Raw genomic sequence first — 13,122 nt, 5'->3', positions numbered from 1 at the left:
AATTATGTACCATGTGGAGATTGAGCTGGATCATTTCTTTCAGCGTGCCTATGAAAGTGGAGCCAGTGATATGCATTTTGATACCTTAGAAAAAGAGGTGCAAGTACGATTTCGTTTGGATGGTCGTTTGCAAGAGATAGCTCGGATTCCCATGCCAGAAGGTGAGCAGCTGATGAATCGTTTGAAAGTGTTAGGGTCTTTAGATATTAGTGAAAAAAGATTACCTCAAGATGGGCGGTATGTGTGGACTCATGGAAATCACTCAGGAACGATACGTATGTCTTCCTTGCCGTCTGTGTATGGTGAAAGTCTTGTATGCCGACTCTTTTGGCATGATGAACAAATAAAATCCTTAGAAGAATTAGGGATGCCTGCTCATATCAGTGCAGAGGTGCGCAGGTTATTGGCACGCCCACATGGATTACTGCTTGTGTGTGGGCCTACAGGGTCTGGTAAAAGTTCTACCTTGTATGCATTATTACAAGAACTTAATGGAGAAGAGGAGCAAATCATCACCTTGGAGCATCCAGTGGAACGTATCGTAGAAAAAGCTGTTCAAATTGGTGTACAGCCACAGATTGGTATGACTTTCAGTAAGGGATTACGTGCTATTTTACGGCATGACCCAGATACCATAGTAGTTGGTGAAATTCGTGACCAAGAAACGGCGCAGCTAGCGGTACAGGCTGCACTTACGGGGCATCGTGTGCTCTCCACAATTCATACGAACCATGCCCTAGGTGTGGTGGAACGATTGGTGGATATGGGTGTAGAAGACTATCTTGTACGTGCCACCTTGACCGGTGTTATCTCGCAACGATTGGTACGAAGGCTAGTAGATGGAGCGTATCATGGTCGTTGTGGATTGTATGAGTTACTAGCCATTCCGAACCATGATTGCCATTGGCAACAGCTAGATTCCTATCTGCTTTGTTCTTTGGAAGAGTCAGCTCGGCGAGCCATCGAGGAAGGTTTGACTACGGAAGAAGAGGTACTTCGTGTGGGGGTAGTACTATGATTTGGTCACAAGTATTACACGAAGCTATCAAGCGAGGAGCTACAGATATTCATGTACAAAGTGGTACGGTCTTTTGGCGCTTGGGCATGGACGTAGTACCTACAGAGTACCACTTATCTGATGAAGACATGCTAACGTTTCTAACCGACCAAGTACATACCATATCGGATACTATGATGTCCTATGATGGAGCCATGACCTTTGAAGGCTTACGCATTCGGGTTCATCTATTCCGTTGGCGTTCTGGTTGGGGCGGTACCTTACGTATTTTATATCCCCCTAAAACAGGGCTAGATACATCGGAAGAGGGCAATTTATTGCGCCGTATATCTTCTTTCAAAGAAGGTTTAGTTATTATCGCTGGTGCTACTGGTTCAGGAAAATCTTACACTCTTACCTCTTGTTTAATGCACATCAATGAAAGTATGCGTCGCCATATTATTACACTAGAAGACCCCATAGAATATGTATTGGACCATCAACAGTCCTTAATACATCAACGGGAATTGCATACACACTTTCATCATATGGCAGATGGTATTCGAGATGCATTGCGAGAAGATCCAGATGTGATTTTAATCGGTGAGGTACGGGATAAGGAAACATTGGAAGCGGCACTACATGCGGCGGAAACGGGGCATCTCGTATTTGCTACCTTGCACACGCAACGTGCTACTATGTCCATTAATCGGATGATTTCCATGTTTCCAGCACACCAACAAGAGGAAGTGCGGACACAACTTTCACAGATATTACGAGCCGTCATCTGTCAACGACTGGTTGTTATCGACGATAGATTTATACCGGTACGAGATATTTTAATTAATACCCCTGCAGTGGCTAACTTGATACGGCAACGAAAGGAGCCACAAATCGTATCCATACAAGAAACGCAAAGGCCCATGAAAACACTGGAAATGGCAGTTGCCGAGTTAAGGTCAATCTATGGTTCATCGCCAGTGTTAGAGTCTGTATTACAGGTAAATTAGTGGAGAATATCTATGAGTTGGTATACGTATGAAGGATTTACGACGGATAAAAAAATAGTGTCAGGCAAAGTATGGGGCGACTCTGAAGAGGAAGTGCAGGCAAAGCTAGCCTATCAATCGATAACACCGATTCATTTGGAATGTGTTGTTGTGAAGTCAAGAAAACAGCAATGGAAAGCAGCTCATATGATTCACTTTGCCTATCGATTACATATGTTGTTGGGCGCAGGTATTTCTTTACGAAAAGCCTTGGATATGATGGTCAATACAAAAGGGGCCACTATTCCTTATGGAGATATTCGTGAAGATGTAGGACGTGGTATGGCACTATCAAAGAGTTTATCCAAGTATCAGTGCCCTATCATTGTCACCACTATACTGCAGGCGGGGGAAGCATCAGGAACCCTAGTTGAATCGTTAGGCATGATTCAAAGTATGTACGAAGAAGAGCATCGATTACGCCAACAATTAGTATCAGCCATTACATACCCATCATTTTTGGTGGTACTTATGATAGTATTTGTAGGCGTTGCAGTGGGTTTTATTTTACCGCAATTTAAATCAGTTTTTGAGAGCATGCAAATTGAATTGCCACCGCTTACAGCAGCTCTTTTTGCAGGAGGTACATGGTTACAACAAAAAGGGGTGTATCTCCTGATTACCTTGCTAGTATTCGGTATGGTTTTCTGGAAATCGTACGAACGAGAATCTGTGAAATTCAGTGTGCATCGTAAGGTTTGGCTATGTATGGCACAAAGGGAATGGCTTATGGCGTGATGGTACGCATGTGTCAGATTTGGAAGCTACTTTTAAAAAGCGGTATACCTTTGTTACAACTGTTGGATATGACAGAATCGCTGTGGGGCAACCGCTGGGCAAGTGCGCTACAAAAAGAGGTGAAAACTCGTATTTCCCAAGGGCATGGATTTACGGATTCATTAGAAAAGGTGCAATTAGGAACTTCTTTTTTATGGGATTTGCTTCACATCGGAGAAGAAACGGGTGACCTAGAAAGTATGTTAGACCAAGGGCATGCGTATTATAAGGGGATTTTGGACCGGACTGTGAAACGAGGAGAACAATTATTAGAACCTATTATGCTTAGCATTATGGGCAGTATAATCGCTTTACTTGTGGTAGCGGTAATGTTACCGATGTTTAATTCAATTTCAGCCATTCAATAGGAGGAATTATGGAAGCAGTACGACAACGTTTGTCTTTACGACAACGGAAGCAACAAGATGGATTTACCTTAGTGGAATTAATGGTTGTGGTAGCAGTCATTGCTATTTTAGCATCCTTGGCAATGCCACAGTTTTTAAATGCTTCAAACAAGGCGAAGGAAGCGAAAATTAAATCAGATGTTACAACGATTTCTAATGCAGCACAGTTGTATATGATGGAACAATCTACCGATACAGTACCTACGGTAGAGACATTGTACAAAGAAGGCTATTTAACAGAACATGTGAAAACTCCTAAGGGTGGAGAATATACAGTCACCAGTGTACAAAATGAAGGCGGTAAAGGTAAACATATTGCTGTCACTGCACCTGATGCTGCTAATTAATTAGTTAAAGGAAGAGGGAAATATGGAGTATGTATTAGGAGGTATTGCTGGTATCACAGGAGTTGCAAGCCTCTATCTCATTGTTTCTTGGACCTATATGAAAACACATAGTATGTGGTGCCTTATGTCCATTTTTGCTCATGTCATAGGGACAGTAGGGCTTTGCTATACCTATCAAGTTGGATACATTACGAATATCTATGAACTGGCACTTCTTTATATGCTGGAGGTAACGCTCTTTTGGGGATCAACCATCGATAAGCTATATTACATTCTTCCCGATGAGGGAGCTATTCTAATTTGTATATGTGGATTTGTTTACCAATGGATAGGTAATGGTGATGTATTGATGATAGTAGTCAATGCCCTCTGTATGGGCGGATTGTGGTGGTCATTGCGGTGGTTTAGTCGTGGTGGTGTGGGATTAGGTGATATCAAATGGTTGATTGCCATTAGTTGTTGGCTCACATCAGTGGAATGTTTGGCATTATGCGGACTTTCCTCTGTCATTGGCATCTTGTACAGTTGTGTGTGGCGTGTTACATCTCCGAATCATACCTATATTCCCTTTGGCCCTTCTTTCAGTATGGCAACCATATTACTATTCATATGCCCTGTAGGGAGGTGGCTTTGGTGAAAAGCCAAGAGAATATAGAAGGGTCCTTATTAGTGGAAGTTGTACTATATATGACTATTTTTTCTCTTGTTATAGGCATGGTTTTATTATTACATAATGAAGAGCAACGAGAGTATCATGTATTTGATCGAGAAGGTCGTATCTTATTTGCCCATGTGAAACGTATGCAACTTGCTACTTTGTATGGAAACTTACAGAATAATAATGGTGCCAATCGTGTTGTCCTAGAGCGTATGCGATATGGATATATTAATACAAATAACTCTTTAGTGTACCGTAATTTACCAGAATCTATGCATATCGAATTTACTGGAACTTACCCCAGTATTCGATTTATAGCTCATAAAGGAGTTGGGAAAGTATTTACTGTTACATTAGTAGATGATCTAATTCGCTATAAACGTACATTCATTTTTGCCCGTCAATCAGGGCGTATACGTTGGGAGGAATCAAAATTTTGAAACTAAAAGAGGAAGGATTTCTCTATATGGATGTATTAGCTTCGTTGTTTGTAATGAGTCTATTATGTTCAACTTTATTCGTACTCATGATGAGCAGTATCCAACAATATGGAAAAATGATGGAAGAAGATAGAATATTACAAGCTATGATTTTGTATATGGAAGAGGGGAAGGCTAGTTGGGCACATGGACAGATTCCGGAGTCTGGTGAACCACCAACTGTGGGAACAACTACTTTTCAGCGTAAGACAGAAATAAATCAAGAAGGAGTACGTATATTAATGGTAATAGCCTATCGTCATGGTGAAGAAATACATCGGTTCACTACTTATTTATTGCCTTCTAGCCAATGAGATACATCATCAAGATGACGAAAGAGGCAAACTGAAAATATAGTGCAGTTATCTGATATAGATTAAAAAACGAATTGTTATGATTTCGAGATAAGTATATAAAAAATTGTGATGTGCAATGGCGAGGTAAAATGCATGGGTATGGTATTACGCTTGAAAAAGACGAGGACTTTTTGTTGGATACCCAAGGGTAAACAGGGAACAGCAGGATTTTTACTGGTGGAAGCAGTATTAGGAAGTCTGTTATTAATGACCTTCGTAACAGGTTTTTTCTTAATCACATCACATAGTGTGAAGTGGATACATATGTTGCATCATCGTCATGAGTTGCTGTTAGATGCTAGGTTTAGTCGTATACAGATTATGAATCGCCTTCGCTATAGTGAGAAAAGACCGATAGTTAGTAAAGATGGGTCATGGCTAGTATCTCCATCAAACTGGAGGATACGCGTCTATCAAGATGCCTTTGTGACCATATTATCTGATGGACAATTGCAGGATATTACAGAAAATGAAATTAGTCCCAAGATTGGAAAAATACATGTATTTCCGCAAGGGTCTACATTTTTTCAGGAACGATCAGATGGTCTTGTTGACTTACATTGGTATTCAGAGGTACGTCCCTATTGGCGGCGAGATCATATTCAACTTATGGAAGGTGGACAGAACCGATATCATGTACAGACAGGCATTCTGCCGTATGCCACCTATCTTCAGAGATTACAACATATAGCAAAGTAAGTTGGTACTTTGTCATAATAGATAGAAATACGCATATGAGCAGAAATACTAAGCATACATGTTAATATGCATAATCTATCTATAGGGTTATGAATTATGTCAGAAGCCGTAAAATATATACAAAAAAACAGTTAGTTAGAAATAGATGCTTGTAGAGCACTTATATTAGGTAATGTATGCGAGGTTAACTATTATGTTGCGCTGGAAAGGGCAAAAGAAAAATGGCTTTGTATCATACATGATATTACTAATAGCGATGATGACCATTGGTACTTGGGTGGCTTGGCTACATACGATGCAGATTACGTATCAAAGCATGATGGATGAATATCGTTTTGTTCGATGTCAATATGGCATAGAGCGAGGCATAGTATTAGGTACAAATAAAAAATTCTTTTTAGCTCATCAAAAGGAAATAACTGGTAGTGGTTCACCGAAATATGTACTAGAAGAAACGGATACGGAACGGATTGAGGCTATTTTATATAAAGAACAAGAAGAGCAACTTTATTGTTTACGGCTCTTATGTACTGATGTAGAAACAGAAACGAATATAAAAAAAGATGTATACATTAAGACCATATATAAAAATGACATACTAGAGACGATACAAATAGAATGGGTCAGAGAGTAAGGAGGTTTGTAGTGAAAAGTAAACGAGTGATGGGTATTGCCATTGGACATGATGAAATTGTTGGGATAAAAGCCTACAAAATTGAAGGTACTATTGTGCTAGAAGATGTAATCGTTCAAAAACGACACAGTAATAAGGGAACTGATGTGAAAGAGTTTTTTGACTATTATGGAGAAGTTGGTATATCTATTGGTTGTGTTTTTGAATCGCCACTTCAATCAGTATACATGGAAACACCGATGATGCATAAAATAGATCAGTACTTATTTGCCCACCGTGAGGGAAAACGAATCTTTCAGAATGAAGATTTCCCTAATGCTATCGATTTTGCCTCTAGACCAGGTACAACGGAGGAGCTAATGTGTATGCTCATCGTAGCCTTAGAACGAAAACAAGTGAAACAGGTGGCGCAAGGGATTCAACAAGGCGGAGGAGATCTTCGTGTTATCGATTACTGGCCAGCACCTCTTGCGTTCAGCCGTGGTCGAGAATCGTCTATGCTTTGTATCACCCCAGAGGAAGATAAGGTGCAAGTATCTTTATGGAATGATAAATTCTGTACGGCGCATACCTTAGTATCATTAGATGTGAATGAAGTATTGGAAGCCTGTAAAACGGTCTATGAAGATAGCAAACAATTTCAAGTGCCCTATCCTAAGGGAGCTATTGTAGTTGGTTTTGATGAAACAAGATCTAAAGCTTTTGAGTCTATTTTAGAAACCTATGGAACAATTGATCAGGTACCCCTTCATATAGTAGACAAAGGAGAAGATTATAATCCACAGAATATAAATCATGAAATGGCATTTGGTTTAGCGATTAGGTTACTTGCCGATGGAAAATAAAGAAAATCTTAATTTTATAGAACCGGATATACAGTGGGTGTGTTGGTATATTCGGTATAAAAATATATGGTGGGCCCTATTAGCTCTAGTGATCATTATATTAGTGGGTTCTGTGGCGATAGGCACAAAAGCATATATACAGTATCAAGACATTGTAGAGAAACAGAAAGAGGCAATATCGCACCATATTGATGCTAAGGAGGCTCATAGTGTGTATGATTCTATGGTTCATGAGAAAACAAAAGAAGAACCATTGCCACAGGGGACGTTGAAGGAATGTATATATGTATTAGATGCATCGAATACATATCATATTCAATTGGTTGAGTGGTCGACCATGAACCAATGGTATGTGGAAGCTAGAGGAAGCAGTGAAACTGAATTGCATCAGTTTAGTTCAGTGTTGAGTCGATTAGGAGGTCACCGTCATTATGATGAAGTGGTGGAAAAAGAATCCGGAACTGCACTATATCGTAGTCGTATTACAGCCACTATGGAAAGCCTTACCAATCCCCAAAAGAAGTCTACTTCTAGTCGTTAGTGTGTACTGTTGTGTAGTGGTTATGGGTATTAGTATGATGGTGTACTTTCAAGGAGAAACGAAACGAATCTCTGCAGAGGTTGATGAAGAGATACTTTTACAGGAGGCAGAAACAACATTTTTAAATAGTGAAAGTTATCAGTTTGTCAAACAATTAGATGATACTATGTTAGACCTAGAAGGCTTGTATCATTTGGTGCTGTCCTCCATGGAAGATAGCCCCCTAATCATGGTCAGTACACATAAAGAAGAGGGAGCTCTAGATGTGGTAGTACAAGGGTCTACCATAGATATGGTGCAGTGGTTGGTAGGGATGCAAAAGGTACATCCTACCTTGCGTTTTAGGATAAAGAAAATTATTCACTCACAAAGTGTGACTACTTTACAATGTAAGATTTATGAAAATACCAAAAATTAGTCCTAATGGTTTGTCAAAGTATAGTCGAGTATAGTAAAATAAAGTTAAAATTTACTACTAGATGGAAGAATGAGATATTATAAAACATGAAAACGACTATCAAGAGAAACATTATCCTCATTGGTTCTATGGGGAGCGGAAAAAGTCACTTAGGTCGAAATTTAGCGGATGCCAAAGGCTGGCAGTTTGTTGACACGGATCGAATATTAGAAAAACGATATAATATGCCTATTGCTGATATTTTTAAGACAATAGGTGAAAAGGCATTTCGTCGTGCAGAATTTGAAGTAATTAAAAAGGTGGCCATGTATCATGAAGCGGTGATTTCTGTAGGTGGAAACTTCCCTATTGACATGCGTACATTACGATATATGCAAAAATACTCTTTTATTGTAGGTATACGTGCTTCACATTATCGGATTGTAAATCGTGTCAATCGGTGGATTGGTAAGCGACCGACCATGAATTATGATGATGTATCTGGGTATGTAGCATGGATGATGCGACGGTGGAAACCCTTATATCGCAAATGTGACCATGTGTTAGATACTACATACAGTCATACGGATGAATTGGTGACGAGTATTGACGGATCCATAAAGTCTAAAGGCATATATTTTAAACGGCGAAAAGTACACCAAGGTGAATAATATGAAACGTATAGCTATTTTAACAAGTGGTGGAGATGCACCAGGAATGAATGCAGTCATTCGTTCTATCACAAGAAGTGCAATATATGAAGGCCTCGATGTAGTAGGAATACAACGAGGCTTTTTGGGCGTTTTAGAAGAAGACTTTATTTCTTTGACTCGGCGTAGTGTAGGGAATATTGTGAACAAGGGAGGGACGATTTTAAAATCTTCCCGTTGTCTTGAATTTAAAGAACCTGAACATCAACAAAGAGGCTATGATAATTTACGTCGTCATGGTATTGACGGATTAGTCGTTGTTGGTGGAGATGGTTCTATGTGTGGTGCTAAGGTGTTGTCTGACCTAGGATTACCTACGGTGACAATTCCAGGCACTATTGATAAAGATATGAATGGTACCGATTATACAATCGGCTTTGATACAGCTCTTAATACCATCATTGATGGGGTGAGCAAAATTCGTGATACCTCTACAGCTCATGATCGTGTAGCTATTGTAGAAGTGATGGGACGACATGCAGGTCATATTGCTGTGTACGCTGGCGTCGCATGCGGTGCTGAGGTGGTACTGACACCAGAGGTGCCAATGACATTAGAAGAGGTAAAAGAATCATTAGAAAATACTACTCGTAATGGTAAAAAGAATAGTATTATTATCGTTGCGGAAGGAGCCTATAGTGCTTTTGAAGTGGCTCAATATATTAAAGCACATACATCCTATGCACCCTCTGTGACAGTGTTAGGTTATTTACAACGTGGTGGATCACCGTCTGCTTATGATGCATTAATGGCTGCTCGCTTAGGAGAGGCAGGAGTACGTGCCTTGTTAGAGGGACATACACATCATCTAATAGGGGTTCATTGCAATCATATTGATGCGATAGCCTATGAGGAAGCTGTAATATGTGAGTATCCTTTAGATACTTCTTTATACCAATTAATACGAGTATTAGGACAATAATTTCATAGTTGTTTTGCTATTGTATTGTATAAGATAAAGAAAACTAACTTTAGTTTTCTTTTCTTTTTATCCTCTATCTATGGTATGTTTTGTTTTATACTATAGTAAAGGGCTACTTATAAAAGGAAGCTATCAGCAGGCGTAAACCAGTTTAAGGAGATGAAAGTCTATACTATATGTTGGAGTTGGGGCCTATTAGAGTAAGGAAACACCATTTTGGTGGCATTCTATATGTAATCGATGGACAAAAGGAGATATTTTATGTGGAAAAATAAAAAATTATGGATTGCCATTGTGGCTATCTTAGTGGTAGCTATTGGTGGATGGCAATGGTATAGTAGTAGCCAAACAAAAGAGGCACCTACCTATACAACGGGAAAAGTAGGAAAAGGTAGTATTTCATCTACTATTAATGCAACGGGAACGATTAATCCTGTTCGCTATGTAGATGTATCTACCAATATTCCTGGCAAATTAGAATCTGTTTTGGTGAAAGCCAATCAGCATGTAACAGCAGGTCAGGTCATCGCTACTATTGATTCTCGTCAATTACAGGCTTCTGTAGATAATGCAAGGGCCACACTCAACCAAACAGCCACAGATTTGGATCGATACCGTACGTTAGTGTCACAAGGTGCCATTTCACAGCAAACCTATGATAATGCCTTAGCAGCCTATGAAAAAGCAAAAGCTAGTTATGATCAAGTAGCAGCAAACTTAACAGATAGTACTATTACAGCTCCTATGGATGGGACCATTATTGGAGAACCTTTGAAAGCAGGTCAAACTATCGCCACTGGTATTTCTACACAAATGATCATTGCCACTATCGCTGATTTGTCTGATTTAGAAATTTATTTAACAGTTGACGAAACAGATATTGGAAATGTAAAAGAAGGTGCCAAAGTAGATTTCACGGTCGATGCACATCCTGGTAAGACTTTCACGGGTACTGTTAAAAGTATTTCTTTAGGTACAAAAGGTAGTATGGGAACGACCAGTTCATCCGTAGTGTATTATACAGTGCGCGTAGCAATTCCTGCTGGTGATGTAAGCCATTTCTTTCCTAGTATGACCGCACGTGCTACGATTCATGGAGAAGAACGACAAAATGTATTGGTAGTTCCATTGGCTGCTGTTCGTTCTGATAAAGTGGGAGAATTTGTGTATGTCATCAAAAATGGTAAACCTCTTAGAACCAGTGTAAAAACTGGTATGACTGGTGATTCTACAATTGAAATTATTTCTGGAGTAGAAGAAGGTGATGAAATCATTATCAGTGGTGATGTAAGCACGACAAAAAAACAACAACAGAGGGGGCCATTCTAATGGAAACTCCAAAAAAAGCAGTCATTACCTTGGAGGGGATTACGAAAACCTATGTGAATGGAAAGTTAACGGTACCAGTATTACATGGTATTGATTTGTCCATTTATGAAGGGGAGTTTACCTCTATCATGGGACCTTCAGGATCTGGGAAGTCTACGTTTATGAATATCTTAGGATGTCTTGACAGACCTACCAGTGGTTCCTATCGATTAGATGGAGAAGAAGTAGCCCATCTGGGGGACGATGAATTGGCCTATGTACGAAATAAACGAATTGGGTTCGTGTTCCAAAGTTTTAATTTATTGCCTAAATTAACGGCTCTAGATAATGTAGCATTACCGATGGTCTATGCAGGAGTGTCTAAAGCAGAACGTAAAGCTAGGGCTAGTCAGTTATTGATAGATTTGGGGCTCGGTACTCGGTTGGATCATATGCCAGCAGAATTATCAGGGGGACAACGACAACGTGTTGCTATTGCGAGGGCATTGGCAAATGACCCAGCGATTATTATGGCGGATGAACCTACAGGTAACCTTGATTCAAAAGCAAGTTTAGATGTGATGCATATCTTCACAGAATTATATCGAGAAGGGCGTACCATCATTTTAGTCACCCATGAGCCAGATATTGCTGAATATGCAGGTCGCAATGTGGTTTTAAAAGATGGTCTTATTGTAGAAGATAGAATAAATCCCCATATGAAAGGATTGCAGGTAGGAGGTGAAAGCCATGTATAAGGAAGGTTTCTTAATGGCTTGGTCATCTCTAATAGCCAATAAGATGCGATCATTATTGACGATGCTAGGTATCATCATTGGTGTAGCTGCGGTGATTGCACTTGTATCCATTGGATATGGGGTTCGTCAACAAATCACAGAATCTATTTCCAGTTTGGGTAGTAATCTATTAATGGTTTATCCAGGGGCTCCTAGAACACCAGGGGTACGCCCGGTATCTGGTGCTAATAAAACGTTAAAAATGGGCGACTATGAAGCTATTTCGAAGATGGATAGCGTGCAAGCAGCTTCACCAGTAGCAGCTAATTCGTATTTAACTGTGTACATGAGCAAGAATTGGACCACAACTGTGAATGGTGCTAACGCTGACTTTCAGTATGTAAACAATTGGACTATGAAATCAGGTCGTTTTATTACAGATAGTCAAATTGAACGCCGTGAACGGGTGGCAGTCATAGGTGCCACAGTGGCAAAAAACTTGTTTGGTAATGAAGATCCCATTGGTAAGGATATTCGGATTCATAAAAATTCTTTTAAAGTAGTAGGTGTCCTTGATGAAAAGGGTTCTGGTACTATGGGGAATGATCAAGATGATGTTATTGTAGTACCGTATACAACTATGATGGAACGTGTGATGGGTGTTGATTATTTGCGTATGATCTACATTCAAGCAAAAGAAGGCGAAGACTTAGAACGGGTGCAAGCAGATATAGAAAATATCTTGCGTGTCCGTCATGGCATTAAAAATCCTGATCTCGATGATTTTAATGTGAACAATATGGCGTCCATTATGAAGGCGGTAGAAGAAAATACAGCTACCATGACCTTATTCCTAGGTGCTGTGGCAGCGATTTCTTTATTAGTTGGTGGCATTGGCATTATGAATATCATGCTTGTGTCTGTTACGGAACGTACTCGAGAAATTGGTGTTCGTAAAGCCTTAGGTGCTACGTATCGTACGATTATTACACAGTTTTTAATTGAAGCCATCGTCATCTCTCTCGTAGGTGGTGCCATCGGTATTTTAGTGGGGATTGGTGCGTCACAGCTGATTGCTACAGTAGCTAAGTTAAAAACTGTAGTGACCACAGGACCTATTTTATTATCCTTTGGATTCTCTATGACGATAGGTCTTGTATTTGGTTTATATCCGGCTAGAAAAGCAGCTAAGTTAAATCCTATTGATGCCTTACATTATGAATAGGTACTTTCATCATGAAAGTATGTTATAATATATA

At 39.7% G+C, this 13,122-nt stretch carries 18 protein-coding genes; all 18 read left to right on the top strand.

The window, feature by feature from the left end:
• The first annotated feature begins 4 nt into the window (after nt 1–4).
• The 18 genes from EO111_RS04685 to EO111_RS04600 all read left to right on the top strand — a co-directional run bounded on the left by EO111_RS04685 (nt 5) and on the right by EO111_RS04600 (nt 13,088).
• A complete protein-coding gene (locus EO111_RS04685) occupies nt 5–1,018 on the top strand; it encodes a GspE/PulE family protein (RefSeq protein ID WP_127010866.1) in 1,014 nt (337 codons plus the stop codon).
• On the top strand, nt 1,015–2,007 hold the full coding sequence (locus EO111_RS04680) for a type IV pilus twitching motility protein PilT (protein ID WP_127010865.1): 993 nt from the start codon (nt 1,015–1,017) through the stop codon (nt 2,005–2,007). Before EO111_RS04685 ends, EO111_RS04680 begins: the two co-directional genes overlap by 4 nt.
• Before the next feature lie 12 nt (nt 2,008–2,019).
• On the top strand, nt 2,020–2,784 hold the full coding sequence (locus tag EO111_RS04675) for a type II secretion system F family protein (protein WP_127010864.1): 765 nt from the start codon (nt 2,020–2,022) through the stop codon (nt 2,782–2,784).
• Entirely contained in the window at nt 2,751–3,191 is a 441-nt protein-coding gene (locus tag EO111_RS04670) for a type II secretion system F family protein (protein WP_127010863.1), read from the top strand. Before EO111_RS04675 ends, EO111_RS04670 begins: the two co-directional genes overlap by 34 nt.
• Before the next feature lie 8 nt (nt 3,192–3,199).
• Nucleotides 3,200–3,577: a competence type IV pilus major pilin ComGC gene (locus EO111_RS04665; protein WP_009353863.1), complete on the top strand. Its 378-nt coding sequence runs from the start codon at nt 3,200–3,202 to the stop codon at nt 3,575–3,577.
• A 22-nt stretch (nt 3,578–3,599) separates the two neighbouring features.
• Nucleotides 3,600–4,214, top strand: a complete 615-nt coding sequence (locus EO111_RS04660; protein WP_009353836.1) for a prepilin peptidase — start codon at nt 3,600–3,602, stop codon at nt 4,212–4,214.
• On the top strand, nt 4,211–4,675 hold the full coding sequence (locus EO111_RS04655; RefSeq protein ID WP_009353823.1) for a hypothetical protein: 465 nt from the start codon (nt 4,211–4,213) through the stop codon (nt 4,673–4,675). Before EO111_RS04660 ends, EO111_RS04655 begins: the two co-directional genes overlap by 4 nt.
• Complete coding sequence (locus EO111_RS04650; protein WP_038144948.1) at nt 4,672–5,028, top strand: hypothetical protein; 357 nt, start codon at nt 4,672–4,674, stop codon at nt 5,026–5,028. Before EO111_RS04655 ends, EO111_RS04650 begins: the two co-directional genes overlap by 4 nt.
• 135 nt (nt 5,029–5,163) lie before the next feature.
• Nucleotides 5,164–5,769 (top strand): hypothetical protein, encoded by a 606-nt coding sequence (locus EO111_RS04645; RefSeq protein WP_127010861.1) that lies wholly within the window; start codon nt 5,164–5,166, stop codon nt 5,767–5,769.
• Between the two features lie 193 nt (nt 5,770–5,962).
• Nucleotides 5,963–6,403 carry a hypothetical protein gene (locus tag EO111_RS04640; protein ID WP_009353848.1) on the top strand — a complete coding sequence of 147 codons (441 nt, stop codon included), beginning with the start codon at nt 5,963–5,965 and terminating at the stop codon, nt 6,401–6,403.
• 11 nt (nt 6,404–6,414) lie between these two features.
• Nucleotides 6,415–7,248, top strand: coding sequence for a hypothetical protein (locus EO111_RS04635; protein WP_126940774.1), 834 nt, complete (start codon nt 6,415–6,417; stop codon nt 7,246–7,248).
• A complete protein-coding gene (locus EO111_RS04630; protein ID WP_127010859.1) occupies nt 7,238–7,789 on the top strand; it encodes a hypothetical protein in 552 nt (183 codons plus the stop codon). Before EO111_RS04635 ends, EO111_RS04630 begins: the two co-directional genes overlap by 11 nt.
• Before the next feature lie 34 nt (nt 7,790–7,823).
• On the top strand, nt 7,824–8,207 hold the full coding sequence (locus tag EO111_RS04625; protein WP_127010858.1) for a hypothetical protein: 384 nt from the start codon (nt 7,824–7,826) through the stop codon (nt 8,205–8,207).
• Nucleotides 8,208–8,293: 86 nt separating this feature from the next.
• On the top strand, nt 8,294–8,857 hold the full coding sequence (locus tag EO111_RS04620) for a shikimate kinase (RefSeq protein WP_009353844.1): 564 nt from the start codon (nt 8,294–8,296) through the stop codon (nt 8,855–8,857).
• Nucleotide 8,858: 1 nt separating this feature from the next.
• Complete coding sequence (pfkA, locus tag EO111_RS04615) at nt 8,859–9,818, top strand: 6-phosphofructokinase (RefSeq protein WP_062402363.1); 960 nt, start codon at nt 8,859–8,861, stop codon at nt 9,816–9,818.
• A 261-nt stretch (nt 9,819–10,079) separates the two neighbouring features.
• On the top strand, nt 10,080–11,147 hold the full coding sequence (locus tag EO111_RS04610; protein WP_082717795.1) for an efflux RND transporter periplasmic adaptor subunit: 1,068 nt from the start codon (nt 10,080–10,082) through the stop codon (nt 11,145–11,147).
• Complete coding sequence (locus EO111_RS04605) at nt 11,147–11,884, top strand: ABC transporter ATP-binding protein (RefSeq protein WP_062402368.1); 738 nt, start codon at nt 11,147–11,149, stop codon at nt 11,882–11,884. Before EO111_RS04610 ends, EO111_RS04605 begins: the two co-directional genes overlap by 1 nt.
• Nucleotides 11,877–13,088, top strand: a complete 1,212-nt coding sequence (locus EO111_RS04600; protein ID WP_126940771.1) for an ABC transporter permease — start codon at nt 11,877–11,879, stop codon at nt 13,086–13,088. The genes EO111_RS04605 and EO111_RS04600 overlap by 8 nt, the downstream gene beginning before the upstream one ends.
• Nucleotides 13,089–13,122: the final 34 nt, after the last annotated feature.

Source organism: Veillonella sp. CHU594 (genome assembly GCF_003992265.1).
GTDB lineage: Bacteria > Bacillota > Negativicutes > Veillonellales > Veillonellaceae > F0422.
The sequence above is the reverse complement of the archived record's forward strand: the minus strand, read 5'-3'. Positions and strand labels throughout refer to the sequence as shown.

Excerpts from the sequence above, each read along its gene's own strand:
- EO111_RS04685 (WP_127010866.1), top strand. The coding sequence starts at position 5 with ATGTACCATGTGGAGATTGAGCTGGATCATTTCTTTCAGCGTGCCTAT.
- EO111_RS04680 (WP_127010865.1), top strand. The coding sequence starts at position 1,015 with ATGATTTGGTCACAAGTATTACACGAAGCTATCAAGCGAGGAGCTACA.
- EO111_RS04675 (WP_127010864.1), top strand. The coding sequence starts at position 2,020 with ATGAGTTGGTATACGTATGAAGGATTTACGACGGATAAAAAAATAGTG.
- EO111_RS04670 (WP_127010863.1), top strand. The coding sequence starts at position 2,751 with ATGTATGGCACAAAGGGAATGGCTTATGGCGTGATGGTACGCATGTGT.
- EO111_RS04665 (WP_009353863.1), top strand. The coding sequence starts at position 3,200 with ATGGAAGCAGTACGACAACGTTTGTCTTTACGACAACGGAAGCAACAA.
- EO111_RS04660 (WP_009353836.1), top strand. The coding sequence starts at position 3,600 with ATGGAGTATGTATTAGGAGGTATTGCTGGTATCACAGGAGTTGCAAGC.
- EO111_RS04645 (WP_127010861.1), top strand. The coding sequence starts at position 5,164 with ATGGGTATGGTATTACGCTTGAAAAAGACGAGGACTTTTTGTTGGATA.
- EO111_RS04640 (WP_009353848.1), top strand. The coding sequence starts at position 5,963 with ATGTTGCGCTGGAAAGGGCAAAAGAAAAATGGCTTTGTATCATACATG.
- EO111_RS04630 (WP_127010859.1), top strand. The coding sequence starts at position 7,238 with ATGGAAAATAAAGAAAATCTTAATTTTATAGAACCGGATATACAGTGG.
- EO111_RS04625 (WP_127010858.1), top strand. The coding sequence starts at position 7,824 with ATGATGGTGTACTTTCAAGGAGAAACGAAACGAATCTCTGCAGAGGTT.
- EO111_RS04620 (WP_009353844.1), top strand. The coding sequence starts at position 8,294 with ATGAAAACGACTATCAAGAGAAACATTATCCTCATTGGTTCTATGGGG.
- pfkA (WP_062402363.1), top strand. The coding sequence starts at position 8,859 with ATGAAACGTATAGCTATTTTAACAAGTGGTGGAGATGCACCAGGAATG.
- EO111_RS04610 (WP_082717795.1), top strand. The coding sequence starts at position 10,080 with ATGTGGAAAAATAAAAAATTATGGATTGCCATTGTGGCTATCTTAGTG.
- EO111_RS04605 (WP_062402368.1), top strand. The coding sequence starts at position 11,147 with ATGGAAACTCCAAAAAAAGCAGTCATTACCTTGGAGGGGATTACGAAA.
- EO111_RS04600 (WP_126940771.1), top strand. The coding sequence starts at position 11,877 with ATGTATAAGGAAGGTTTCTTAATGGCTTGGTCATCTCTAATAGCCAAT.